The 25,107-nt window shown below is 63.5% G+C and carries 21 protein-coding genes and 1 tRNA gene; 5 read left to right on the top strand and 17 right to left on the bottom strand.

Going from position 1 to position 25,107, the window contains the following annotated elements:
- Positions 1-241: 241 nt before the first annotated feature.
- The 9 genes from NCHOL11_RS06340 to NCHOL11_RS06300 form a co-directional block, all read right to left on the bottom strand.
- Positions 242-1,543: an MFS transporter gene (locus NCHOL11_RS06340; RefSeq protein ID WP_097091557.1), complete on the bottom strand. Its 1,302-nt coding sequence runs from the start codon at positions 1,541-1,543 to the stop codon at positions 242-244.
- Positions 1,540-2,166 (bottom strand): retropepsin-like aspartic protease family protein, encoded by a 627-nt coding sequence (locus NCHOL11_RS06335; protein ID WP_097091556.1) that lies wholly within the window; start codon positions 2,164-2,166, stop codon positions 1,540-1,542. Before NCHOL11_RS06335 ends, NCHOL11_RS06340 begins: the two co-directional genes overlap by 4 nt.
- Before the next feature lie 5 nt (positions 2,167-2,171).
- The gene (locus NCHOL11_RS06330; RefSeq protein ID WP_097091555.1) at positions 2,172-2,957 is read right to left on the bottom strand and encodes an MBL fold metallo-hydrolase; all 786 of its coding nucleotides are present in this window, start codon (positions 2,955-2,957) and stop codon (positions 2,172-2,174) included.
- Positions 2,954-3,757, bottom strand: coding sequence for a TatD family hydrolase (locus NCHOL11_RS06325; RefSeq protein ID WP_097091554.1), 804 nt, complete (start codon positions 3,755-3,757; stop codon positions 2,954-2,956). The genes NCHOL11_RS06330 and NCHOL11_RS06325 overlap by 4 nt, the downstream gene beginning before the upstream one ends.
- Before the next feature lie 4 nt (positions 3,758-3,761).
- Complete coding sequence (metG, locus tag NCHOL11_RS06320) at positions 3,762-5,336, bottom strand: methionine--tRNA ligase (RefSeq protein WP_097091553.1); 1,575 nt, start codon at positions 5,334-5,336, stop codon at positions 3,762-3,764.
- A 44-nt stretch (positions 5,337-5,380) separates the two neighbouring features.
- Complete coding sequence (locus tag NCHOL11_RS06315; RefSeq protein ID WP_097091552.1) at positions 5,381-6,352, bottom strand: AAA family ATPase; 972 nt, start codon at positions 6,350-6,352, stop codon at positions 5,381-5,383.
- Positions 6,349-6,975, bottom strand: a complete 627-nt coding sequence (gene tmk, locus NCHOL11_RS06310) for a dTMP kinase (protein ID WP_097091551.1) — start codon at positions 6,973-6,975, stop codon at positions 6,349-6,351. The genes NCHOL11_RS06315 and tmk overlap by 4 nt, the downstream gene beginning before the upstream one ends.
- Positions 6,972-8,135: a D-alanyl-D-alanine carboxypeptidase family protein gene (locus NCHOL11_RS06305; RefSeq protein WP_097091550.1), complete on the bottom strand. Its 1,164-nt coding sequence runs from the start codon at positions 8,133-8,135 to the stop codon at positions 6,972-6,974. Before NCHOL11_RS06305 ends, tmk begins: the two co-directional genes overlap by 4 nt.
- Before the next feature lie 115 nt (positions 8,136-8,250).
- Positions 8,251-9,297: a lytic murein transglycosylase gene (locus NCHOL11_RS06300; protein WP_097091549.1), complete on the bottom strand. Its 1,047-nt coding sequence runs from the start codon at positions 9,295-9,297 to the stop codon at positions 8,251-8,253.
- A gap of 197 nt (positions 9,298-9,494) precedes the next feature.
- On the opposite strand from NCHOL11_RS06300, the gene NCHOL11_RS06295 reads away from it, so the two are divergent.
- From NCHOL11_RS06295 to NCHOL11_RS06285, 3 genes are all read left to right on the top strand, one after another.
- Positions 9,495-9,582: transfer RNA gene (locus NCHOL11_RS06295), tRNA-Ser, on the top strand.
- A 98-nt stretch (positions 9,583-9,680) separates the two neighbouring features.
- The gene (locus tag NCHOL11_RS06290) at positions 9,681-9,917 is read left to right on the top strand and encodes a hypothetical protein (protein ID WP_097092773.1); all 237 of its coding nucleotides are present in this window, start codon (positions 9,681-9,683) and stop codon (positions 9,915-9,917) included.
- A 297-nt stretch (positions 9,918-10,214) separates the two neighbouring features.
- Entirely contained in the window at positions 10,215-10,640 is a 426-nt protein-coding gene (locus NCHOL11_RS06285) for a DUF983 domain-containing protein (protein ID WP_097092772.1), read from the top strand.
- Positions 10,641-10,763: 123 nt separating this feature from the next.
- On the opposite strand, the gene secA is transcribed toward NCHOL11_RS06285, so the two are convergent.
- Positions 10,764-13,508, bottom strand: coding sequence for a preprotein translocase subunit SecA (gene secA, locus NCHOL11_RS06280; protein WP_097091548.1), 2,745 nt, complete (start codon positions 13,506-13,508; stop codon positions 10,764-10,766).
- A 104-nt stretch (positions 13,509-13,612) separates the two neighbouring features.
- Positions 13,613-14,026 (bottom strand): hypothetical protein, encoded by a 414-nt coding sequence (locus NCHOL11_RS18010; protein WP_141397816.1) that lies wholly within the window; start codon positions 14,024-14,026, stop codon positions 13,613-13,615.
- Between the two features lie 114 nt (positions 14,027-14,140).
- On the opposite strand from NCHOL11_RS18010, the gene argJ reads away from it, so the two are divergent.
- Together argJ and NCHOL11_RS06270 are read left to right on the top strand one after the other, a co-directional pair.
- Entirely contained in the window at positions 14,141-15,367 is a 1,227-nt protein-coding gene (argJ, locus tag NCHOL11_RS06275; RefSeq protein ID WP_097091547.1) for a bifunctional glutamate N-acetyltransferase/amino-acid acetyltransferase ArgJ, read from the top strand.
- Complete coding sequence (locus NCHOL11_RS06270) at positions 15,367-16,164, top strand: inositol monophosphatase family protein (RefSeq protein ID WP_097091546.1); 798 nt, start codon at positions 15,367-15,369, stop codon at positions 16,162-16,164. The genes argJ and NCHOL11_RS06270 overlap by 1 nt, the downstream gene beginning before the upstream one ends.
- Positions 16,165-16,238: 74 nt before the next feature.
- On the opposite strand, the gene trxA is transcribed toward NCHOL11_RS06270, so the two are convergent.
- Genes trxA through tsaE form a run of 6 tightly spaced genes read right to left on the bottom strand, consistent with a single transcriptional unit; the run spans position 16,239 to position 25,104 of the window.
- Positions 16,239-16,559: a thioredoxin TrxA gene (gene trxA, locus NCHOL11_RS06265; RefSeq protein ID WP_097091545.1), complete on the bottom strand. Its 321-nt coding sequence runs from the start codon at positions 16,557-16,559 to the stop codon at positions 16,239-16,241.
- 28 nt (positions 16,560-16,587) lie between these two features.
- Positions 16,588-20,028: a double-strand break repair helicase AddA gene (gene addA / locus NCHOL11_RS06260; RefSeq protein ID WP_097091544.1), complete on the bottom strand. Its 3,441-nt coding sequence runs from the start codon at positions 20,026-20,028 to the stop codon at positions 16,588-16,590.
- Complete coding sequence (gene addB, locus NCHOL11_RS06255) at positions 20,009-22,984, bottom strand: double-strand break repair protein AddB (RefSeq protein ID WP_097091543.1); 2,976 nt, start codon at positions 22,982-22,984, stop codon at positions 20,009-20,011. Before addB ends, addA begins: the two co-directional genes overlap by 20 nt.
- A complete protein-coding gene (locus NCHOL11_RS06250) occupies positions 22,977-23,687 on the bottom strand; it encodes a nucleotidyltransferase family protein (RefSeq protein WP_097091542.1) in 711 nt (236 codons plus the stop codon). Before NCHOL11_RS06250 ends, addB begins: the two co-directional genes overlap by 8 nt.
- A complete protein-coding gene (locus NCHOL11_RS06245) occupies positions 23,684-24,670 on the bottom strand; it encodes an aminoglycoside phosphotransferase family protein (protein WP_097092771.1) in 987 nt (328 codons plus the stop codon). Before NCHOL11_RS06245 ends, NCHOL11_RS06250 begins: the two co-directional genes overlap by 4 nt.
- The gene (tsaE, locus tag NCHOL11_RS06240) at positions 24,667-25,104 is read right to left on the bottom strand and encodes a tRNA (adenosine(37)-N6)-threonylcarbamoyltransferase complex ATPase subunit type 1 TsaE (protein ID WP_097091541.1); all 438 of its coding nucleotides are present in this window, start codon (positions 25,102-25,104) and stop codon (positions 24,667-24,669) included. Before tsaE ends, NCHOL11_RS06245 begins: the two co-directional genes overlap by 4 nt.
- Between the last annotated feature and the right edge of the window lie 3 nt (positions 25,105-25,107).

Genomic DNA, 25,107 nt, shown 5'->3' with positions numbered 1-25,107 from the left:
TTAAATATGATCGAGGAGGCCAGTCTGTTTGTTGCGCTGTTTGGTTCTAATGCTGTTTGGTTGTCGGTGTTTCGCCACACTGTTTGCTTCATTGCCTCCTGAACCCTGAACATCGCGATCAGGGATAGTCATGGAGATCAACGGATGATCGCATGTGGATCATCGGCGCGCGGTTTGAAATGTTTGCGGCTCTCATTTCTAGTGCTTTCCCTGCGGCATGCCAGCGGCCTATCCGCATCGATCAGTCTTCCAGGATGCGGCTGTTTCGCTTGGTGTCGGGCATTCTGATGTAGATGATGAGGGATATGGCGATCATCAAGCTGACATAAATGTAGAATGCTTGTTCGATGCCGATCTGCTTGAAATAGAGCGCGACGAATTCGGCCGTGCCGCCGAATAAGGTGTTCGCCAAGGCATAAGGCAAAGCGACGCCGAGCGCGCGGATATGCGCGGGGAAAAGCTCTGCCTTCACGACTGCGTTGATCGACGTATAGCCCGTGACGATGATCAGACCCGTCATGACCAGCAAGCCAGCGACGAGCGGATCACGCGTCACGGCGAGCGTGGCGAATATCGGATAGGTGAAGATCAGCCCGAGGACGCCGAAGCCGATCATCAGCGGTTTGCGCCCGATACGGTCGGAGAGCGCACCGGCGACGGGTTGCAACAACATGAAAAAGAAGAGGGTTATGCCATTGATCTGGGACGCTATTTCACGGCTGAGACCGGACGTGTTCACCAAGAATTTCTGCATGTAGATCGAATAGGCATAGAAGGCGATTGTACCGCCCGCCGTAAGCAACATGACGGTCAATGTTTCGCGCGGATGCTTCGTGAAGAGCTCGACAAAGCCCGACCGCGGTGCGCCTTCCGCCTTGGCGGCGTGGAAGCTTTGCGTTTCGCTCAGACCTCTGCGTAGCCAGAAGACGATCACGGCCAGCGCGCCGCCGAGAAGAAAGGGTATTCGCCATCCCCAGGCGTCAAGCTGCTGAGGGCTCAGCACGGCTTGCAGGATGAGCAGGACGCATATTGCCGTCAATTGTCCGGCGATAAGCGTAACATATTGGAAGCTTGAGAAAAAACCGCGCCGGTCCCGCCCAGCCATTTCTGACAAATAGGTCGCGCTCGCGCCATATTCACCGCCGACGGAGAGGCCCTGCATCAAGCGCGCAAGGACAAGCAAAAGCGGCGCCCCTACCCCGATCACTTCATAGCCGGGCGTTACCGCGATGAGCAGCGAGCCTGCGCACATGAGCGCTACGGACAGGGTGAGGCCGCTCTTGCGCCCGTGCCGGTCGGCATACACTCCCATCAGCCACGCGCCGACCGGACGCATGACAAAGCCGACAGCGAAGATGCCGGCAGCACTCAACAACTGGGCAGTGCGGTCTTCGCTCGGGAAGAAATGTGGCGCGAAATAGAGGGTGAAGGCTGCATAGGCGTACCAGTCATACCATTCCACCAGGTTTCCGGTGGAGCCGCCGACGATCGCTTTCAACCTTTCGCGTTGGGTAGGCGCACGCAGCGCGAGCGTTGACGTCATGGCTTCAACACCATCTCGCCATTTTCCACCCCCCAGCTTTTGAGGCGCGACAGCATGTTCATGCCGATCACGTTCACTTCCCCGAAGGCGGGTGAGATGACGATCGGCAGATCGCTCGACCGGATCGGGCCGATGGCCAGCGTGGACACGGACGAGCGTTTCGCATCGATCTTCCCATTGGCGGTCATCATCGAGACACCGGGCGCGTTCAGATCGAAATTGAGGCCTGCCGCACGCGCGGACGAGACGGACAGTGCGGTGATGCTGGCCCCGCTATCTATGAGAAAGCGCGTCGGGGTGCCGTTTACGGTGCCCTCAACCCAGAAATGGCCATCAGGCGCGATCGGGATGCGCAAGGCCTGACCTTCGGCTGTGGCGGGCGGCGGGATGGGCGGCGCGTCTTGCGAGGACAAAGCTGGCCCCTCCCCATTGATCCTTGCGGAGAAGAGGCCGACCTTTTCGCCGAGTTTGAACAAACCCAGCAAAGCCGCGAAGATTGCGACCCAGATGAGTGCCAGGCGCAGCATTCCACCCATCGGCACGCGGCGCGCCAACAGGGCGGAGCCAACCAAGACGAGCGCAAGCACATACCAGATGCTGGATGCTGCCTGATCCCCCGTCATGCCGGTCAGTCCCCTTCCCCATATAGTTCGACCCTCATGCCGTCATAGCCCGGTTCCACGCCATCGGGCAGGCTGCCGCGAAGGCTCGCATAGTCCATGCTCTGGTCCATATGCGTCAGGATAGCATGGCGCGGGCGAACGGCGGAAATGCCGTCGAGCGTCAAGGCAAGATGCGGATGCGTTGGGTGCGGTTGTTCGCGCAAGGCGTCGACCACCCATATGTCCAGATCATCGAACAGGCTGATCATGTTAGCAGTTAATGCATGAAAATCAGTCGAATAGCCGATTGATCTTCCGCCAGATGTGAAGCGGAAACCAGTGGAGAAAATTTCGCCATGCGGTTGGTCGGTACAGGCGATATCGATGTCCCCTATGCGCAGCCCATCGGGCAGCACATGCGGCTCTATAGTGGGCTGATAGCCTTGCCGCCCTTCGAAGGCATAGGCGAACCGCTCGTTGAGCAGCTTGAGCGTCTGGCGCCGCGCATAGCCGGGCACCGCTGTCCGCCTGTGGTGATAAAGCTGGCGTACGTCATCGATGCCATGGCAGTGATCGGCATGGTCGTGGGTCCAGAGAATGGCGTCGATATGGACGACATCGGCGGCCAGCAGCTGAGCACGCATGTCAGGCGAGGTGTCGACAAGAATACGCGTGGTAGCGCTTTCCACCAGGATCGATGCGCGGGTCCGGCGATTCTTCGGCTCGGCAGGATCGCAGTTTCCCCAGTCATTGCCGATCCGGGGAACGCCCGATGAGGTGCCACAGCCCAGGATGGTGAGCTTGAGGCTCATGCGCTTGGCGCTGCTCCGGATTTGCTGAACCCGGTCTTGCGGAACAAGGTGCGGAAGTTTGCGGAGGTCGCTGAGGCGAGTTCCTCCACGCTTTGCCCCCGCAGATTGGCCAGGAAGCGGGCGGTGTCGGCCACGAATGCCGGTTCGCAGGGCTTGCCCCGATGCGGCACCGGCGCGAGAAACGGAGAGTCCGTTTCGACGAGCAGCCGGTCGAGCGGCAGCCGCGCAGCGGTTTCCTGAAGATCCTTGGCGCTCTTGAACGTCACGATGCCGGATATGCTGATGTAGAAGCCCAGATCCAACGCTGCATCGGCGAAGGCTCCGCTGGCCGTGAAGCAATGGATTACGCCGGGATAGGTCCCCTGCCCCATTTCTTCGCGCAGAATCGCGAGTGTATCTTCCTCTGCATCGCGGGTGTGGACGATGAGCGGAAGGCCGGTAGCGCGCGAGGCGGCGATATGGGCGCGGAAGCTGCCTTGCTGCCGGGCGCGGTCGCTGTGATCATAATAATAGTCGAGGCCAGTCTCGCCAATGCCCACCACCCGGGGATGAGCGGCGCGTTCGATGAGTTTGGCCGTGTCGATATGGGGATGCTCGTCGGCCTCATGCGGATGGATGCCGACCGTCGCATAGACGTCAGGCTGTTGTTCGGCCGTAGCGAGTACCGCGTCCCATTCGCTTTCGCGCGTCGCGATGTTGAGCATGAGGTCGATGCCAGCGGCGCGCGCGCGTTCGAGCACATTCTGCTGATCTTCGATCAAGCCTCTGTAATTCAAGTGACAATGGCTATCGATCAGCATGGGATCAGGCGTCCGCTTCGGTAAGTTCAAGCCGCGGGAAGAGCGGCTTGGGTGCGCCGAGAGTGAAGCCGCTGGCGCGCAGATCGGCGTAGGCGCTGCTGCCGATCGCGCCATAGGTCCGGTTCGCTCGCGGCACGCCCATCTGGTCGAGCAGCGCCGTGGCGCTGGCGGGGATCACAGGCTGGATGATGATGGCGAGGTTGGTGATGGCTTCGTAGAGCGTGGCCAACACCGCTTCCATCCGCGCGGGATCAGTCTTGCGCAGGGCCCATGGCGCCTGCGCGTCGATATAGGCGTTGCAGGCGAAAACGGCGCGCATCCAGGCTTCGATCGCTGTAGAGGGCGCGAGATCGGCCATGGCGGTCTGGAAGGTCCGGGCGGCGTCGCTGATCGTTTTCAGCAGGTCGCTGTCCACATCCTGGGGCGCAGGCTCTGGCAAGCGGCCTTCCAGGTTCTTGGCGATGAAGCTCAAGGTGCGTTGCGCGAGATTGCCGAAACTGTTGGCAAGATCACTGTTTGAACGGGCGACAATGGCCTCCGCGCTGTAGCTGCCGTCATTGCCAAAGGTGACTTCGGACAGCAGGAAATAGCGGAGCTGATCCACGCCGAAGCGCTCGGCCAATTCCATGGGGTCGGCGACGTTGCCGACCGACTTCGACATTTTTTCGCCTCGGTTGAGGAGGAAGCCGTGGCCGAAGATCTGCTTGGGCAAGGGAAGCTTCGCACTCATCAGGAAAGCTGGCCAGTAAACGGCATGAAAACGCACGATATCCTTGCCGATGATGTGCGTAATGTCCCCGCCTTCGGACCAGTAGCGCGCCATGCGTTCGGCATCGTCCGGATAGCCGCAGCCGGTGAGATAATTGGTGAGCGCGTCTACCCAGACATACATGACATGAGGCGTACCGGCTTCGGCGCTGCCCGGCACCTTGACGCCCCAGTCGAAGCTGGTGCGCGAGACGCTGAGGTCGGAGAGGCCGCCTTCTACGAAGCGCATGATTTCATTGCGGCGGCTGTCCGGCTGAATGAAGCCGGGCTGGCTGTTGTAGAGGTCGAGCAGCCTTTGCTGATAGGCGGAGAGGCGGAAAAACCAGCTTTCCTCGACCGTCCATTCGACCGGCGTCCCTTGTGGAGAGAGCTTTTCGCCCCCTTCCCCTTCGATCAGTTCCTTTTCGTCGTAAAAGGCTTCGTCACGGACGGAATACCATCCTTCATAGCGGCCAAGGTAAAGGTCGCCATTGGCTTCCATCGCTTGCCAGATCGCCTGCGATGCGCGGTGGTGATCGGGTTCGCTGGTGCGGATGAAACGATCATAGCTGATGTTCAGACTGTCGTTCATATCCTTGAAATAGCCTGACATTTCATCAGCCAGCGCGCGGGGTTCGATGCCGCGAGCGCGGGCGGCCTGATCCATCTTCAGGCCATGTTCGTCCGTGCCGGTCTGAAAGAAGACATCGCGGCCCATCATCCGCTGGAAACGAGCGATCGCGTCAGTGGCGATCACCTCATAGGCGTGGCCGATGTGCGGGCGGCCGTTGGGATAGCTGATGGCGGTGGTGATCGTGTAAGGCTGCGACATGCGCCTTCCCTAGCGGGTGTTAAGGCGCGCGCAAAGCCCGCTTTTCAGCGCTGGCCCGGCGCGAGGGCGGCGACATGGCCGGCGAGTTCGAAAGCGACGGATGCGGGATCGAGGGAGAGGATGATCGCCCCGCTGGCGAGTTGGCGGGCGGCTTCCCACCGGTCGAGCGCCGTGCCAAGCGCGGGGCCGCTGCGCTGGCGGGCGGCGTCGGCAATGAAGGCGGGGACGCGCTCCAGAAAGGCTTCATAGCGAGCGCGTGACGCTTTGCCGGAGAGCAGCTTCGCGAGGAGGAGGCGATTCCGGTTGCCGGGGTCGCCATCCGCTGCGATCGTGCGGAGCAAGCGGTCTAGATCGGCCACGTCGAGGCCTGCATAGCGCAGGGCTCGGCCGGGCGCGCCCTCCCCCAAGGTGGCGAGCGCCTCTATCTCTGCGGGCGCCAGATCGGGCTGTTCGCGGCGCAGGATGGTGCGCATGGCTTCGTCGTCCAGCGGGTCGAAGCGCAGGGTGCGGCAGCGCGAGCGGATGGTAGGCAGCAGGCGACCGGGCGCGTGGCTGACAAGGAAAAAGAGCATGTCCGCGGGCGGTTCCTCCAGCGTCTTGAGCAGGGCGTTGGCGGCGCCGCGCTCCAGGTCGTCGGCGCTGTCGATGACGACGATGCGGCGGGGGGACAGCGAAGGCGCGGACTGGACGAGGCGCTGGAGCCCCCGCACCTGATCGACCGAGATGTTGCGAGCGGTGCCGGTTTCTTTCTCCAGGCAGTAGAGTTCGGCATAATCGGGATGGGCGTCCGCCTCGACCAGCTTGCGGATCGGGTGTTCGGCGGCAACGGTGAGCCCCTCGCCATCGGGGGCGGGACCAGCGGCTTCGGCGAGCAGGCGGAGGGCGAGCGCGCGGGCGAAGCTTGCCTTGCCGATGCCGCGCGGGCCGGCGAGGATCCAGCCATGATGCATGCGGCCGCTGCGCGCGGCGGCGATCAGCATGTCGGCTTGGCTGTCATGGCCAAGGATGGTGGTCATGGCAGCAGATCCTGCAGCGCCGCGACGAGGCGCGCGGTGACGGCTTCGGGCTGTCCTGACGCGTCGATGGCGCGGATTCGGGCGGGCTCCTGATCGGCGAAGCGGGCGAAGGCGGCTGCGACATCGGCGTGGAAGGCGGCGTCACGGCCGCCTATGCGGTCCGCAGCGTCACCGTCGCGAACCCACGCGCGTTGCTGCGCCTCGCCTTCGGGAAGCGTGAGGAAGAAGGTGCGGTCGGGAAGGAAATCGGCGCTGCCGATGCGGTGCAGGGTCAATATGTCGGCGTCGGTAAGCTCGCCCATGCCCTGATAGGCGCGACTGCTGTCGAGGAAGCGGTCGGACAGCACCCATGCGCCCCGGTGGAGCGCGGGGTGGATCGTCTTTTCGATATGGTCGGCGCGCGCTGCGGCGAAGAGGAGCGCTTCGGCGCGCGGGCTCCAGCGATCGGCGGCGCCGGTGAGCAGCAGGGCGCGGATGGCCTCCGCGCCCTCGCTGCCACCGGGTTCGCGAGTTTCGACGACCTCCACTCCCTGGGCGCGCAAGGCTGCGGCAAGAGCGCGGAGTTGCGTCGATTTACCGGCGCCCTCCCCGCCCTCCAAAGTAATGAAGCGGCCGCGTGTCACCCGAAGAAGGACTTCAGGCCGTTCCAAAGGCGGCCGAACACGCCTGCTTCGGACACTTCCTCTCCAGCGACCAGCGGCAGGACCTGGGGCGGGGTATCGGGGGTGGAGACGATCAGCTCGGCTACCTTCTGCCCCTTGGCGATCGGCGCCTTGATCGGACCGGTATAGGCGACCTTGACCGAAATGTTGCCGGACGCGGTGCGGGGCAGCGTCACCGCCATATCCCGAGGCGCGACGAGCGGCACGCTGGTGGCGCTGCCAAGCTGGACCTCGGCGGTTTCGACAGTCTGGCCCTTCTTGAAGAGCGGCTGCGCCTTCCATGCCTTGAAGCCCCAATCCATGAAGCGGACGGATTCAGCGACACGACCGTTGAAGCTCGTCAGCCCGGCAACCACCATGACGAGGCGGCGGCCGTCCTGTTCGGCCGAACCGGTAAAGCCATAGCCCGCTTCCTGCGTATGGCCGGTCTTGAGGCCGTCGGCACCGGCGATCTTCCCCAGGATCGGGTTGCGGTTCGACTGTGCGATGTCGGAACCGCCCATCGTCTTGCCCCAGGTGAAGGAGCGCGTCGCGTAGAAGCGCTTGTAAAGGTCCGGCGTCTCCTCGATCGTCGCTTCGGCGAGGAGAGCCAGGTCTTCTGCCGTCACATAGGTGACGCCTTCGTCGGGCCAGCCATTGCTGGTGCCGAAATGGCTGTTCTTGAGCCCAAGCCGCTTGGCTTCGTCGTTCATCAGGGCGACGAAGGCCTGCTCCGTCCCGGCGATCCCCTCCGCCAGCACGACGCAAGCGTCATTGCCCGAAAGGGTGACGATGCCGTGCAGCAGATTTTCCACCGACACCTGTTCGCCCGCCGACAGGAACATGGTCGAACCAGCAGCCGGGCCATGCCACTGTTTCCAGGTTTCGGGGCGAACGGTGAATTTCGTGTCGAGCTTCAGGTCGCCTTTCTGGATCAGGCGGAAGGCGACGTGCGCTGTCATCATCTTCGCCATGGAGGCAGGCGGGATGCGTGTCTCGCCGCCCTTGTCATACAGCACTGCGCCCGACGACAGGTCCTTCATATAAGCGATAGGCGCCTCGCTGGTATAAGGAGGCGCCGCAGCCGTGAGAGGCTGGGCCAGCAATCCGACGAAGAGGATGGCGGCAAGTGACTTGTTCATGAGGACTGCCTTCGCACTGATGGATTCGGGTGATGAGAATGCCCCGCCCCCTGTCATTAGCCATGACGGATACATTCTCAAGAGGTGTGACGCGGCGCGGCCTTTGAACGCGGCCCTATTGCCTGACCGCGTCGGCGAGGAGCCCGACCGAGAGCGCGTAGAAGTTGGAGCAATTATAATCGAGGATGGCGCGGTAATTGCTCGTCAGCAGATAGGCAGTCTTGCCGGGGCCATCGGGCTCCAGCAGCGTGGCTAACGTCGTGTCGGCAAGCCGGCTGCTGCCCGTTGGAACGATGCCCCGGCTGCGCCATTCGGCCATGCTGAGCCAACGGCTGTGGCGGTTGAACACGCGGGGGCAGCGGGCCGGGGAAAGTCGGGCCGTAACGCTGGCGCGGTTGAAATTCGCGGGTACGGACACGGCAACGCCCCATGGCTGCCCGCGCCGCCAACCGGCGTTCACGAAATAATTGGCGATCGAAGCGAGCGCGTCCGCTTCGCTGTTCCAGATGTCGACACGGCCATCGCCGTCGCCATCCTTGCCCAGGCGCAGATAGACGCTGGGCAGGAATTGCGGATAACCCGTCGCCCCTGCCCAGCTGCCGACCAGGCGGCTGCGCGGCACGCCATTGTCGAGCATCTTGAGCGTCGCCAGCAACTCCGGTTCGAACAGGCTGCGGCGGCGTCCTTCATAGGACAAGGTCGCGAGTGAGCGGATCAGGTCGAAGTCACCCGTATAGGAGCCATAGTTGGTTTCATGCCCATAGATGGCGACCATGATTTCCTCAGGGACGCCAGTCTCCGCTTCGATCCGGGCAAGGCGGGCGCGGTTCGCCTGATAGGCCGTGCGGCCACGGCTGATCCGCGCGGCGTCCACATGCTGGCGTCTGTAAGGTTCGAAATTGGGAATGGGCGAATAGGCCCCGCCCCCCGGCTGGTTCTGGTCCAGTTGAATGACGCGCGGATTGGGGGTGAGCGACGGAAACACGGAATCCAGCGTCGAGGAACGGATGCCCATGGCGCGCGCCTTTGGCCGCAGCGTTTCGAGATAGCTGCGAAAGCCCGCGTCCTGAGCCATGTCCTGCGTCATACCAGGACCCGCCATCAGACTGCCCGCCGTGACCACGGCAAGACGCAGCAGAAGCGAGTGAATGGTTGAACGCATTAGAGAATCTCCCTCATCCCTTTGTGGCACAGCGAGGGCGGAAGGCGAAATCCCCCTTGTCGCTGCGATCGTGACAACAACGCACTGAAAGCGGATTTGGTCATTTTACGCTTGGCATGGCGCAAAGCTTCGCTAGGAAGCGGGTTCCAGGCATGGACGGCCGCGCGACGCAAAGCAGGCATCGGAATGCCCGGAACGGAAGGGTGGCAGAGTGGTCGATTGCAGCGGTCTTGAAAACCGCCGATGCGCAAGCATCCGTGGGTTCGAATCCCACCCCTTCCGCCAGTTTTGCAGATGATCGCAGCTACGCCTCGCCTTAACCCGCGTTAGAGAGTATCGTGAACTGGCATGCTATCATGCCTCTTCACGATCTGGAGGTTGCGATGTCTGGGCAAACGGATGCACCCTATCTTTTCCGGCGAGCGCGGGAAGAAGCGGACAAGGTAAACAGCGCCTTGGCCCGGCACGCCCCGGCCGAAGAGATCGCGGCGCATCGGGAATTGGCGCTGCGGTACAAGGTGAGAGCACTCGCGGCTTCCTGTCCCGATCAGGTGCTGCACGATGCCATGGAAAATTTCGACATGCCTGGCGACCCGGCTGCGGAAAAGCCAGCGCATTAAGTCGCGCGCAGAGACGAAGCGGTCAGTGAAGAAATAAAAGCGCCCCCGGGCAAGGGAATGCCGGGGGCGCGACTTGTATGCTGTCGGGCATCCAAATCGCCGCGCGTGTAACAGAGATTGTTGACGGCCGCAATCCATGGAAGGCGCTTCGCCCGCCGTGCCGTAACGTCAACCCGGCGTCCTGCTTATCCACCCGCTTAATCCATGGGTGGGACAAAAAGGCTAGTTGATTTCCATAGCCCTGCCATCACATGGACGCTGCGAAGGAAGGCCAGATTGGGCAAGGGAAAACAGGACATGGTTCAACCGTCAAACAACTGGCCGAAGCGATCGCCGATCGAAACGGGGGCGCTGGGCCGGTGCCCGCGATGCGGCGAAGGGCATATATTCCGCGGGTTCCTGACGATCCGCGATCATTGCGAGGTGTGCGGGCTGAATTATTCCTTTGCCGATCCGGCAGACGGGCCTGCCGTGTTCGTGCAGTTGTTCGCCTGCGTCCCCGGCGTGATCTTCATCGTCATGCTGGAAATCCTGGCGCGCCCGCCCCTGTGGGTGCATATCGCGGTGGGGATACCGGTCCTGATATTGACAACCGTGCTGCCGCTGCGTCCGATCAAGGGCTGGCTGGTGGCTGCGCAATATGTGACAAAGGCGCAGGAGGCCGGGACGGGGGATCTTTGGGCCAAGCTGCATGGGGATGGTCGGGACGAGCGGCGGGACTGACCGCCGCGTCTTTTCGAACTATTGGCATGCTCCCTCATCGTTCGATGAGGTGCAGGCGCGATCTCTCAGCGCTGCACATGGCCGCCCGAGATGCCAGCGTTCGCTGGCATGACGGTCAATTGCTTAGGCGAGCGCGCCGTGGCAGTGCTTGTACTTCTGGCCCGAGCCGCAGGGGCATGGCGCATTGCGGCTGATGTTCAGGTTGTCAAACTCACCCGGCGCAGCGTTGCCGACCGGCGGGCGCGGCAGCGTCGTGGTGATGCCGCCAAGCTGCCCGGCGTCGATGTCCCCGCTATTATCTTCGCCTGAGAAGGGGTCGATATGCGTGGTGATGAAGTCCGGGAGCACCGGCAGGTCGAAATCGGGCAAGGGCGCGATATCGCCGCCGTCCATGCGGAACTGAACGCGCGCGATGGAGCCGGTGACATCCTCGCGGATGTTCCCGAGCATGCGTTCGAACAGGGCGAAGGCTTCCTGCTTATATTCGTTGATCGGCGTCTTCTGTGCATAGGCGCGCAAGTGAACGACCTGGCGGAGAGCATCCAGGGTCGACAGATGCTCCTTCCAATGATGGTCCAGGCTTTGCAGCAGGATCGATTTTTCGATCATGTGCCAGTTTTCAGGATCGATGCTCGCGACTTTTTCGGCCACGGCTTCATCGGCGAGCGCTGTGAGGCGCTCCTCGATCATTTCCGGATCGACAGCGTCCTCAGTCAACCAGGCATCGAAGTCCGGCTCCAGTCCGAGGATCTCGGCAGTGCGAAGCTTCAGCCGCTCAATGTCCCACTGTTCCGGATAAGTGCCCGGCGGGCAGGAGGCACCGACAAGGTCGTTGACGGTTTCATGGCGCATGTCGGTGACGACATCGTCCACCGTATCGGCGTCCATGATGTCGCTGCGCTGTTCGTAGATGACCTTGCGCTGATCATTCATGACGTCGTCATATTCGACGACCTGCTTGCGGATGTCGTAGTTGCGCGCCTCGACCTTCCTCTGCGCGGTCTCGATCGCCTTGCTGAGCCATTTGGACGGGGGCAGCGCTTCGCCATCCTCAAGGTTCGAGCGGATCATCTTGGCGAACATCGTGTCAGGGCCGAAGATGCGCATCAGGTCATCGTCAAGGCTGAGGTAGAAGCGAGACAGGCCGGGATCGCCCTGACGCCCCGAGCGGCCGCGCAGCTGATTGTCGATGCGGCGGCTTTCGTGCCGTTCGGTGCCGAGTACGAAGAGGCCACCGGCGGCGAGCACTTCCTGCTTTTCGGCTTCGATCTCCGCGTCGATCCGCGCGATCGCGGCATCGCGTTCCGGGCCTTCGGGCATGTCGCGCAGTTCGTCTTCGACGCGGAATTCCAGGTTGCCGCCCAATTTGATGTCAGTGCCGCGGCCAGCCATGTTGGTGGCGATGGTGACGGCGCCCTTCCGCCCCGCCTGCGCCACGATATGGGCCTCGCTCTCATGGAAGCGGGCGTTGAGGACGGCGTGCTTCACCCCTTCCTGGTTAAGGAATTCGGATAGCATTTCCGACTTTTCGATCGACACGGTGCCGACGAGGACCGGCTGGCCCTTTTCGGCATGGATCTTGATCGTCTTGGCGATGCCGCGGAACTTGTCTTCCAGATTCTTGTAGAAGCTGTCTTCTTCATCGACACGCTGTACCGGCCGATTGGTCGGAATGGTGACGACGTTCATCTTGTAGATTTCGTAGAATTCGGTCGCTTCGGTCGCGGCCGTACCGGTCATGCCGCCGAGCTTCGGGTACATGCGGAAATAATTCTGGAAGGTGATGGAGGCCAGCGTCTGGTTTTCCGGCTCGATCTGGACGCCTTCCTTTGCTTCCACCGCCTGGTGCAGGCCATCGGACCAACGGCGGCCGTCCATCATGCGACCAGTGAACTCATCGATGATGATGACCTTGCCGTCTTTCACGATGTAATCGATGTCGCGGCGGAACATCATGTTCGCGCGCAGAGCCTGGTTGACGTGGTGGACGACGGCGGTGTTCTCAAAATCGTAGAGATTCGCGCCTTCGAGCAGGCCCGCCTCTTCCAGCAGCCGCTCGATCTTTTCCGTCCCGTCTTCGGTCAGGGTGACGGAGCGCTGCTTCTCATCCTTTTCATAATCGGCATCATCGAGTTGCTTCACGATGGCGTCGACCGAGACGTAAAGCTCCGACTTGTCGTCGGTCGGACCGGAGATGATCAGCGGCGTGCGCGCTTCGTCGATGAGGATCGAGTCCACTTCGTCGACGATGGCGAAGTTGAAGGGCCGCTGCACCATCGACGCGCGGTCATATTTCATATTGTCGCGCAGATAGTCGAAGCCGAGTTCGTTGTTCGTCGCGTAGGTGATGTCGGCGTTGTAAGCCTCTCGCCGCTGATCCTCGCTGAGGTTCGGCACGATCACGCCGGTGGTGAGCCCAAGGAAGCGGTAAACCTGACCCATCCAGTCGCAGTCGCGGCTGGCGAGATAGTCGTTCACGGTGACGACATGGACGCCCTTCCCCTCCAGCGCGTTGAGATAGGTGGCGAGCGTCGCGACCAGCGTCTTGCCCTCACCGGTACGCATTTCGGCGATTTCGCCGCGATGGAGGACGATGCCGCCGACCATCTGCACATCGTAATGACGCTGGCCCAGCGTCCGCTTGGCGGCTTCGCGCACGGTGGCGAAGGCTTCGGGCAGCAGGTCGTCAAGGGTTTCGCCCTGCGCCAAGCGCTCACGGAAGCGCGCGGTCTGGGCGGTCAGTTCCTCATCGCTCATCGCCGAAATGGCAGGTTCAAAAGAAGCGATGCGTTCGACGATCCTGCCCAGCGACTTTACGTAACGTTCGTTGGACGATCCGAAGATGGACTTGGCGAGTGCGCCGAACATGCAAGTTCCTGACAAAAGGGGAGCGCGCACCCTGTTAAGGCAACGCACACGGATATGCGCGGCGATTTAGGGTTTGGCCGTGGGATAGTCAATTGATGAGCGCGTCACCGGCACACGGGCCTGCCGTCTCGCGCGCGCAGGGTGGCTTCGACATCGATGACCTTGGGACCGGGGCTCACCTGCTGCCTCGCTGGCCAGCGCGACCGCTGAGGGTAAGTGCGCGGGCAGCGGTTACTGGTGGGCACCGTCTGGATGGGTGGAGCCATGCCTACGCGCGAGAGGGGCACCGGGTTGAATACCGGCGGTGGCGCACGGAAAATGGGTCGGGGCGGTAGAGTGCGCGGGGCGACCCGCTGGCGGCTCATGCGCACTGTGGAGGTCGTGCGGCAATAGCGGTCGCCTTTCCGATCGTTCCAGCATGACCAACTGCCGCTTACGGGCTCTGTTTGAGCAAGGACGCCGTCGGCGGCGAAAAGCGTCAGCAGCAAGGCTGCGACGCGCGAATGAAGCTGTGGCAAGATTTGCCCCCTTTCGGAGGCGCAGTTTACGTACCGTGCGGCCGAGCGCCATGCACAAAGGTGGTTAACACGCTTCGCCGTTGACGCTTTACGCAAACACGCTAAGCCGCGCGCATGACACAGGCTTCCCCCCTCGCTCCGCCAAGCTTTCCCGATCTTCCCGCCATCGCGGGCGTCACGGCGCGTGTAGCTAAAGCCCGGTACAAGAATTGGGACAGGTGCGACCTGACCTATGTCGAGTTGGCCGAAGGCACGACTGTTGCTGGCGTGACGACGCAAAGCAAGTGCCCCTCCCCCGAAGTTGAATGGTGCCGCGATGCCATTCCGCTTGGATCGGCCCGGGCTCTGGTGGTCAATGCGGGTAACGCCAACGCGTTCACTGGGCATCGTGGGCGGGCCGCGGTCGAAGCGATCGCGGCGAAGGTTGCCAATCATTTGGGGTGTCTTCCCTCGGATGTATTCGTATCTTCCACCGGGGTGATCGGCGTGCCTTTGCCGGTGGACAAGGCGGAGGCGGGGCTGGAGGCAGCCTTTTCCGCTGAGCCCTGCGACTGGGAAGATGCGGCCAAGACGATCGGCACGACCGACACCTATGCCAAGGGCGCGCGGACGAGCGCCATGATCGGCGGGACGCGGGTGGAGCTGGTCGGGATCATCAAGGGATCGGGCATGATAGCGCCCGATATGGCGACGATGCTCGGCTATATCTTCACGGATGCGGCGATCGACCCGAAGCTGTTGCAGCAGATGCTGTCGGCGGCGAACCGGCGGACCTTTTCCTGCATCACGGTCGACAGCGATACATCGACCAGCGACACGGTGCTGGCTTTCGCCTCGGGCCAGGCAGGCAATGCTCCGCTCACATCGATGGATGATGCCGGAGCGGATGCGTTTCACGCCGCGCTGAGCGACCTATGCCTGCAATTGGCCCATCTGGTGGTGCGCGATGGCGAGGGCGCGTCGAAATTTATCGAGATCAACGTGGAAGGCGCGGAGAGCGACGCGAGCGCGCACCGGATCGCGATGTCCATCGCCAACTCGCCGCTGGTAAAAACGGCAATCGCGGGCGAGGACGCCAATTGGGGCCGCGTCGTCATGGCAGTCGGCAAGGCAGGCGAACCAGCGGATCGCGACAAGCTGTCGATCCGGTTCGGCGCGACGCAGGTGGCGTCCGGCGGGCTTGCGCTGGAAGGATATGATGAAGCGCCGGTTGCCGCGCATCTGAAAGGACAGGATATCCAGATCGGCGTGGACATTGGCCTGGGCGAGGGCCGAGCGACGGTCTGGACCTGCGACCTGACGCACGGATATATCTCGATCAACGCGGATTATCGCAGCTGATGCCGATCGAACTGCATGACGATGTCGTCGCGCTGATGCGTGAAGTCGCGCGGGACATTGTCATGCCGCGCTATCAGAACCTCCGCACAGAGGAAATTAGCGAGAAAGCGGCGGACGACTTCGTCACCATCGCCGACAAGGAAAGCGAGATCAGGTTGGCCGAGGGGCTGAGCCGGATATTGCCCGACGCGGCGATCATCGGCGAAGAGGCCTGTGCTGCCGATCCGGCAATATTGGAGCGCGCGGGCGACGGGCTCAACTGGATCATCGACCCGATCGACGGGACCGGCAATTTCGCCGCTGGACGGCCGCCCTTCGGCATCATGATCGCCCTGGCGGATGCAGGGACGACTTTGGCAGGATGGATATTGGACCCGCTGACGGGCCGTCTATGTCATGCGACATTGGGTGCTGGAAGCTATATCGATGGCGAGCAGGTGCGAGCGAAGGAGAGCGGCGATCCGCTTCCGATCGCGGCGCTGGCGGTCTATTTCATGTCCGACGAGGAACGCGCGGATATTCAGAAGCGCGCGGAGGGGAAGTTTGCGGTCGTGGACATCCCCCGCTGTGCGGCGGAGCAATATCCCCGGCTGGTGCTGGGGCAGAACGACGTTTCGGTCTTTGCACGAACATTGCCGTGGGACCATGCCGCCGGGACGCTGTTCCTGAACGAGGCTGGCGGTTGTTGCCAGCGGCTGGATGGGTCGCCTTATATGGTGGGCGACATGCGGCGCGGGTTGCTGGGGGCTTCTTCGCCGCGTTTGTGGGATTTGGCGGCGGGGGTTTTGTTTCGCTAGCATCTATCGGGGAAGAAGTGGCGCTTCCCCTCTCCCTAACCCTCTCCCCTGAAGGGGAGAGGGAATAAGAAGGTTTAAAGGACGCTTTCGATCCAGCCTTTGAGGGCGCTCTTGGGAGCTGCGCCCACCTTGGTGGCGGCTGCTTCGCCATTTTTGAACAGGATCATCGTCGGAATGCCGCGCACGCCATATTTGCCGGGCGCGTCCGGATTTTCGTCGATGTTGACCTTTGCAATCGTGACCTGATCGGCCAGTTCCTCGGAGATTTCTTCCAGGGCGGGGCCGATCATCTTGCAGGGGCCGCACCATTCCGCCCAGAAATCGACAAGCACAGGCTTGTCTGCGTCGATCACGTCCGCCTGAAAGCTGGAGTCGGTGACTGCCTTGGTTGCCATAAATATATCTCCTTGAGTTGGCGGATATCTAGGATGGTGACGCATCCGTCTCAACGGGTGAGAGCGGCAAATTCTCCTGCGCGGGCGAAAAGCCCGGCTTGTGCGCTGCCAGAAGTTCGGGCGGAAGCGTGATGAGGCGCGGGGCGCTGCTGTAGAGCAGTGCGGCTTCTATCCTGCGGCCGGGGAAGATCACTTGCAGGGCGGCGGCATAGGCCGCCATTTGCCGGACATGCGCAGTGGGAACTTCATCGACGTTGAGGGGCGCGATGCGACCGGTCTTGAAATCGACCACCTGCACCAGATCGGGGCCAACGCAGAGCCGATCCACGGTGCCGGATATCACCATGTCGCCCACCACCGCCGCGACCGGCGCTTCGGCAAGGGCTCCCGGCGCAAAAAGCGCGGCGAAACGGCTATCCTCGATCACGCGAAGTGCCTGCGCGATGACGTCATGACGCAAGGAGGCGTCGGTCGCGCCCTGCTGCTCCAACCACAGATCGGCGCGCTCATGACGCTCGCTTAGCGGAACATCCGGGAGCCGCTCGAACAAGGCGTGAAGCCAGCGGCCGCGATCGCTTGCCGCCTTCATCGCGGGCGTTGGTGGGGGATAGGGCACGTCGTCCTCCACTGGCGCTGATGGCGCGAGTGGGCGGGGTGGCCGCGCTTCCTCAGGCGCAGGCTGGCGGAGCCATGCGGGTTCGGCGGTGGTGACCTTCTCGATGGCTGCAGTCTTCTCGGGCGCGCGGGGATGCAGCGCCTCGGTCCCTTGCCAGCGTCGGCGGGCGCCCCAGAGCGGATCATCCTCCCATTCCGCGCCAAGAGCAGCCAGCGCGTTCTCAACGGCGGTGAACCAGCTTTCCGGCTGCGCCATCCCGCGCGCGCGCGGCCCGAGCGAACCTGTGACCACCAGCCGTTCCTCGGCGCGGGTCAGGGCGACGTAGAGCAGCCGCCAATGCTCTTCCCGTTCTGCGGCTTTGGCCTCTTCCAGAACCTGGCCAATGGGACCGATCCGTTCGGACTTGCGCGGAGCGAGGATGGGCAGGCCGTTCCATTCCAGCGAGTCGGTACGCGCGCCCGCGTCGGGATCAAGGCAAGCGTCCGCAAGGATGACGACCGGCGCCTGCAAGCCCTTGGCCCCGTGCACCGTCAGCAAGCGCAGCGAGTCCCCTTGGGCGGCGGCGTCACGGACGATCTCCACCTCCCCGCGGTCGAACCAGTCGACGAAACGCTGCAGGGAGGGATGGTCGTCCGCTTCGAAGGTGAGCGCGGCGTTGAGCAGTTCCTCGATCGGATCGGCGGCTTCGATACCGAGCCTTTCGATCAGGCGGCGGCGTCCCTCCATCGGTCCTGACAGGATGGCCTCAAGATAGCGATAGGGTGTGGTCAGGTCGGCGCGGGTCAGCAAGGCGCGCAGCGGGGCGAGCAACTCATCGTCCAGCGTGCGGGTAAGATGCTGCCACAGGCCGACGCGCCGGTTCATGGCGCGGGTCATGAGATCATCCTGCGACCAGCCGATCAGCGGGGACACCAGCAGCGCGGCGAGATTGAGGTCATCTTCCGGCTGGACGGCGAAACGCAGTGCGGAAAGCAGGTCGCGCACGGCGAGCGGCGCGTTGAGGCGAAGTCGGTCGATCCCGGCGACGGCCACTCCTTCCTCGTAGAGACGCGCGACGATCAGCCGTGCAAGCTCACTACGGCGGCGGACGAGGATCATGATGTCGCCAGCAGTGACCGGGCGGCCACGGCTCTCCAGCATCATACCGTCATCGATCCATTGACGGATTTGCCGCGCGATATTCTGGGCGAGCTGCCGTTCCTGATCGGCGGCCCAATCCTCCTCCCCTTCCGCTTCTTCGGACAGGCCCGCGATGGTGGGTTTCCACAGCAGCACCTCTCCAGGGAAGCGATTGGCGCTGATATGCTGGACGGCGCCAGCCCGCAGGCCCAGCCGCTCGGCGCTGAGCGTCGCGATCGTTTGATCGACCACGTCGAGGACGGCGGGTGTCGAGCGGAAGCTGCGTTCGAGCGATAGATCGTGGAAGATGTGGTCGGCATCTTCGGCGTGCCGCTGGAATGAGATCTGCGCGGCGGCGAAAGCCTGGGGGCTGGTGCCCTGGAAGCCGAAGATCGCCTGCTTGAAATCGCCCACGGTGAAGACCGTACGGACCCGATCGCCCTTCGCGCCCTCACCCGCGAAGAATTCGGCCGCAAGCGCGCCGACGATCTGCCACTGGCTGACATTGGTGTCCTGCGCCTCATCCACCATGATATGGTCGATGCGCTGGTCGAGCTTGTAGCGGATCCAGTCGGCTATGCCGGGCTGGGACAGAAGGTCGGCGGTGCGGGCGATGAGGTCGTTGAAGTCGACGGCCCCGGCAAGCTGCTTGGCCTCATGATAGGCGCGGGCATAGGCGCGGCCTGCGTGGAGGGCTTGGGCGAGCAGATCGGCATAGGCTGCGAGCGCCTTGAGGCTCAGAAGCTCGGCGCAGCGGGAATGGAGGCGGGCGCTTGCCTCGCCATAACCATCGATGGGCGGGACCCAGCCCTTGGCCGAGATGATGTCGCCATCGGCCTTGGCCCATGATCCGTGCAGGTCGGCGAGCGCTTCAGCCCGCTCATGCGCGGTCATGGCCCGCCAACGGGCTATGCGGTCGCAGCGTTCGAGGGCGCGGCCGGTGCCCCAATCGGCATTCGCCTGCGCGATCCAGGCAAGGGTTCGCATGTCGAACTGCGCATCTTCGCACTGGCTGGCGAGGTGCGCCATGACGTCACCCTTGGGCAGATCGAGTTCGCGGTAGAGCCAAGGAGCTATGTCTTCAGGCAGTTGCTCCAGCGCAGGAAGATGAGCGGCGCAGCGCAGCAGGAACTGTTCAGCGCCGCCTTCACCGAGACGCAGGCTGATTGCCTGGAGCGCTTCCATGAGGCTGTCATCGCCCTGATCCTGCGCGCGGACGGCAAGGTCCGCCAGCGTCTCGCGGGCAAGCGCCGCCTGCTCGCGCTGATCGAGCGGGCGGAAGCCAGGGGGCAGATCGGCTTCGAGCGGAAAGGCGGTCAGCAGTTGCTGGCAGAATCCGTGGATCGTCTGGATGCGGAGGCCCCCGCCCGTCGATTCCAGCACTTCGGCGAAGAGGCGGCGGGCACGGTCGCGTGCTTCCGGGCCGCTATCCTCATGCAGGGCTTCGAGATCCTCGAACAGCTCGCCTTCTTCCATCTGGACCCATGCGGCGAGGCGGTCATGGATGCGGTCGGCCATTTCCGCCGCGCCCGCTTTGGTGAAGGTGAGGCAAAGGATATTTTCTGGCCTGACGCCTTGCAGCAGCAGACGGAACACGCGAGCCGTCAGGACATGGGTCTTGCCCGTGCCTGCCGACGCGGAAAGCCACACATGCGCGTCCGGCGACGCGGCGCGCGCCTGGGCGCCTGCGAGCGGTTGGAGAGCGGAGGTCTTCCTAGCCATCGTCGCGGCCATACCATTCTTCCAGCCGCATCAGCTGGTCATAATCGCCGTAATTGGCCACTTCGGGATTGATCTGGGCGTCGAACGGGGCTGTGCCGGTCAGATAATCGCCCGCTATCTTGTCGAACCAGTCATGGACGAGCGCGGTGAAAGACGATGTCACGATCTTGTCCCGCTTGCCCATGGGATCGACGGGACTTTCACGGTAGCCGAACGCATCATTCTTCTTGGCAAGCGACCAATATTCGAAGCATCCGGCCGCGCCGGGCTCCGTGATCGCGGGAAAGCCGCCCTTTTCGGCGATGAGGCCGAGCAGGCCGAGCTGGAGCGAATAGCCGGCCTTCACCTGCTTGGCGCTCGGCGGCTTGCCGGTCTTGTAGTCGACGATGGCGAGCGTGCCGTCCGGCATGCGATCGATGCGGTCGGCCTTTCCGGTCAGGGTGACGCCAGCAATGTCCGCGCGGCCGTCCGTTTCCACGGCCAGGATGGTGCGGCCCGCTGCCTGGTCGGCGGCGACTTCCGCCGCGATCCAGCGGACGGCTTCGATCAATCTTGGCTGCCACAGCGCCTTGAGCAGCGGATGAACGTCCGGCCGGTCAAACATGGCGCGGGCACGTGCCTCAAGATCCGCCGGATCGCGCCTTCCGGCTTCCGCCCAATGTTGCAGGATTTCGTGAACAGCGGTGCCGCGCCATGCCGGGCCAGCGTCCGCATCGACAGGGTCCAGCCTGTTGAGGCGCAGGATTCGCTTGGCGTAGAAGGCGAAGGGGTCGGCCTTCAGCCGATCGACCTCGGTCACGGGAATGAGCTTCGGCCGGACGGATGCGGGCGGCACGGGCGCCGGGCGGCGGCTGGGTTGGTGCCGCGCTGGGCGGTCGAGAAGCTGGGCCAGCGCGCCGTAGCGATCCGCGCTTTTCCATTGTGGACCGGCCATGGCCTTGAGACGCAGCCAGAAGCGGGAGGCGATGGCAGGGCCGCCTGAACCTCTGCGCGCACGGGTGATGAGGACGTGAGGCGCACCCAATGCGCTGGCGAAATCGTGCGCCGCCCGACCGATGCGGGTTTCGAGGCCCGGTAGGCCAAGCTCGCGGCGAATGCGGGGCGCGAGCCATGGATCGGGCGACGGCAGGCCGGGCCAGGTGCCCTCATTAAGGCCGCCCAGGATCATGAGGTCGGCCTGCACCAGTTGCGCTTCGATCAGGCCGAGGATGGCGATGCGCGGATGGCCTCCCTGAACCGGACGCACGGATGCGCCGCCCAGCATATGGTCGAGCAGCGTCGGCAGGGAACGGATGTCCGCCTGTTGCGGCCCCTCTCCCGCCGCCTGCTCCATTTCCGCAAACAGGTCGGCGGCGGCGTGACCTTGCACCCCTGCCCAGATGGCGTCAGCCGTCAGCAGGCTGGCTTGCTCACGAAGCACGGCGAGTTGTGCTGCGAAGGTCGGGGCAGAGGCGAAGCCTTGCTCAAGCGGTTCGAGGAGCGCGCGCGCGTCCGCCCACCAAGAGCGGGTCTGGGCGCGCAAGGCCCGCTGGCGGTCCTCTCCCTCCCGTTCGGTGAGGAGCAGGTCGATGCCGCCTAGACCTGCGGGCGGGCGGGGACCGCGCAAGAGCAGATCGAGCCCGCGAACACCCTCCAACCAGGGCAGCCGCCCTTCCCCGTGCATGACGAGCGGATGCTTGAGCAACGTAAGCAGCGCGACGGGCGCGAAGCGTTCCGCAACCGTCTGGGCCAGCGCGATGAGCAAGGTGCCCGGCGGCAAGCGCGACAGCGGAAGGCCAGCGGAATCGTCGGCGGCGATGCCCCAGCGGGCAAGATGCGCCGACACGCGGGTGGCGAGTTGCCGGTCAGGCGTGACAAGCGCCGCAGTGCGGCCCGGCGTTTCCACGGCTTCACGCAAGGCGATGGCGATGGCCTGCGCTTCTTCGCCCGGTGTCGCCACCTCAAGCGCCTCCACTCCGCCGAGCGAGCGGTCGGCGGTCTTGAGGTCGCGCCAACGGCTGGTCAGACGCGGCGGAAGCATCGCGTTGGAAATGTTGCGGCTGCGGACAGCGCGCGCGTCATGCTCACTGCCCCAGCGCCACAAAGCAACATCGTCCCGCGTCGCGCTCATGCGGTCGAGCAAGAGCTTCAAGGCATATTGGGGATGCGTTTCATGGGCGGGCGGGGCTCGGCCGGTCACCGGGTCCGGGGCAAAGGGTCCGATCGCCTCCCACGCCGCCTCATCCATTTCATGATCGAGACCGGCAAAAACCACGCTGCCGCGCGGCAGGACGGATATACGCCGGAGCAAGCCTGCGACCGCTGGCGCTGTCGTCGCTATGCCAGCGGCGATGACGAAGCCGGAAGGAGGCTGCTGAGCCCAGCGCCTTGCGAGGCCGTCGAACAACCGGTTGCGCCGGTCAGCAAGGTCGATGAGGCCAAGCCGCGCCAGTTCGTCGGGCCAGCGCCGAATGAGGATGGAGAAAAGATCCAGCGATCTTTGCCAATGTCCAGACAGTACGTCCGAAAGCGTCAGATCGGACAAGGCCGTGATCGGCACCCGCTCCACCTGCATCTGGTCGAGAACAGTGCCGAGCGCCTGACCGAGCTTTATCGCCTGCGCGGCGTCCATCGGCTGGCCGGATGCCTGTTGAACCATGCGCGCCAGGATCATTTGGCGCCGCATCGGTGCGATGGCGGGCGGGATGGCCTCTCCCTCCGCCAGCGGATCGAGCGCGCCGCCCGCCTGTTCGCCAAGATCGGGATCGCCGATCGCTACTAATCTTGGGAGAAGCAGACCGCCGCCTGAACGGCGCACGAAGGCGTCGCTGACGGCGCGGATGGCGCGATTGGTAGGCAGCAGGATCATGCCCTGCGCCAGCGCCATCGGATCGCCGCCATGCTGCGCGATGATGCCCGCTGCCAAGGCGTCGGAAAAGGCGCGGTGGGCGGGAATATTGAACAGTGCGGGCCGGGTGGGATCACCCATGGGCGAGCATCGACTCCACCAAAGGAATGGCGCCCGGCGTGCCGACATCGAACCAGAGGCCTTGATGTGAAACGCCGTAGAGGCGCCCGGCTTCTATGGCGCGATTCCAGAATATATTCGTAGAAAAGACATCGGACGGCGGATCGACCAGCAGGCTGGGCGAAAGTATTTGAACGCCGGTGAAGACGAAGGGCGCGACATGGCTCGTCTTGCGGCGGCTCAATCGTCCCGAAGGGTCCATGTGGAAATCACCCGGTCCGCTATGGCAATGGGCGCGCGCGAGCGGCACCAGCAGCAGTAGGGCATCCATCCGCTCGGCGTCCCAAATCCGCTGCATCATGCCCAGTGTTTCCTGCGGCCCGTCGATCCAGAGATTGTCGCTATTCGCGCAGAAGAAAGGATCGTCCCCGAGCAGAGAACGCGCATGGATGAGCCCGCCGCCGGTTTCCAGCAGCTTTGCCCGCTCATCGGAGATCAACACATTCATGCCGTTCGAATGGGCGTTCAGGTGCGCCTCGACCGTGTCGGCAAGGTAATGGACATTGACCACCACCTTGCGGATGCCGCCAGCGGACAGCCGATCCAGTGCATGATCCATGAGCGGCTTGCCCGCGACCTTCACCAGGGGCTTTGGCCGGGTGGCGGTGAGCGGGCGCATCCGCTTGCCGAGCCCCGCCGCCATCAGCATTGCCGTGTCGATCATGCCGCCGCCTGATCCTGAAGCGCGAGGTGCCGCTTTTCCGCTGGTATATTGCCGGCGAACCATTGCGCAACGGGCGCAAGCGCGGGATGCGCGAGATCGCGTTCCAGAAGGTCCCACATGCGCGGCAGGAAGGACAGGTAGCGTGGCTTTCCGTCCCGCTTCCAAAGCCGCGTGAAGATGCCGATGATCTTGGCATTCCGCTGCGCACCCAACACCGCATAGGCAGCATCGAAGTCGGCCGGAGGGTTCGCGATCGACTTGTAATGGACGATCATCGCTGCTTCTACTTCCGGCGGCACATCGCGCCGGGCGTCCTGAAGCAGCGATACCAGATCATAGGAAGGATGCCCTGCAAGCGCGTCCTGAAAATCAAGCAGGCCAAGCCCGCGCACTTCGGGGCGATCGATCAGCATGATATTTTCGGCATGGTAATCGCGCAGCACTGTGACGGCGGGGCTGGCCGATTGCTCAACGATCGGCAACACGGCATCCCAGGCGCGGACATAAGCCTCCGCATCGACTGGAAGGCTGATCGCGGGGCAGTACCATTCGGTAAGCAGCCCCGCTTCGCGTTGATAGACCGCGCGATCATAGGGCGGCAGGTCGGCGGCGGGCGTGCGATGAAGATCGGCCAGCAGTTCGACCGCCCTGCGATACACGCCAAGCTCGTCCGCGGGGACATCGTCGAGATGTTCCTTGACCCGCAAATCACCAAAATCCTCGATAAGGACCAGACCCTGTTCAAGGTCGCGAGCAAGGATCGCGGGGGCAGCGAAGCCCTGTCCCACCAGATGTTCAGCGATTGCGATAAAGGGGCGCGGGTCTTCGTGCGGCGGCGGCGCGTCCATCAGCACGGCCCGGCGCGCGCCGTCGATCACGCGGAAGTAGCGGCGGAAGGATGCATCGCCCGCCAATGGGACGATCGCGGCATTCGCCCACCCCGCAGCTGAGAGAAAGGCGGGAGCGGAAGCGGGCGGGATCATATCTGCGACCATCGCTCTGTCCAAGCGTCCGGCACGCGGACTGTCAAGCGCCGAGCGCCATCGGGTTCGATGTCGATGTGGAGCCGCAGCGCATGCGGCCATGCATCCGGCCCGAGGCGGTCAGGCCATTCGACGATCAGCAGGCTGTCCATCAGATATTCGTCGAGCGCCAGTTCCTCTGCTTCCTCGGCATCGTCGAGGCGATAGAGATCGACATGGGCGACGGGCAGCTTCACCTCCGGCACATCATAGGGCTGGACGATCGCGAAGCTGGGGCTTGGCGCCTCGCCTTCCAGACCGAGCCCTTCCAATATGCCACGCGCGAGCGTCGTCTTGCCCGCGCCGAGCCCGCCCTCCAGCGCAATGACGTCGCCGATACGCGCGACGTCGGCCAGATGGCGGCCTAGAGCCAGCATGGCGGCTTCATCGGGCATGGT

Source organism: Novosphingobium sp. Chol11 (genome assembly GCF_900218065.1).
Taxonomy (GTDB): Bacteria; Pseudomonadota; Alphaproteobacteria; order Sphingomonadales; family Sphingomonadaceae; genus Sphingobium; species Sphingobium agri.
The sequence above is the reverse complement of the archived record's forward strand: the minus strand, read 5'-3'. Positions and strand labels throughout refer to the sequence as shown.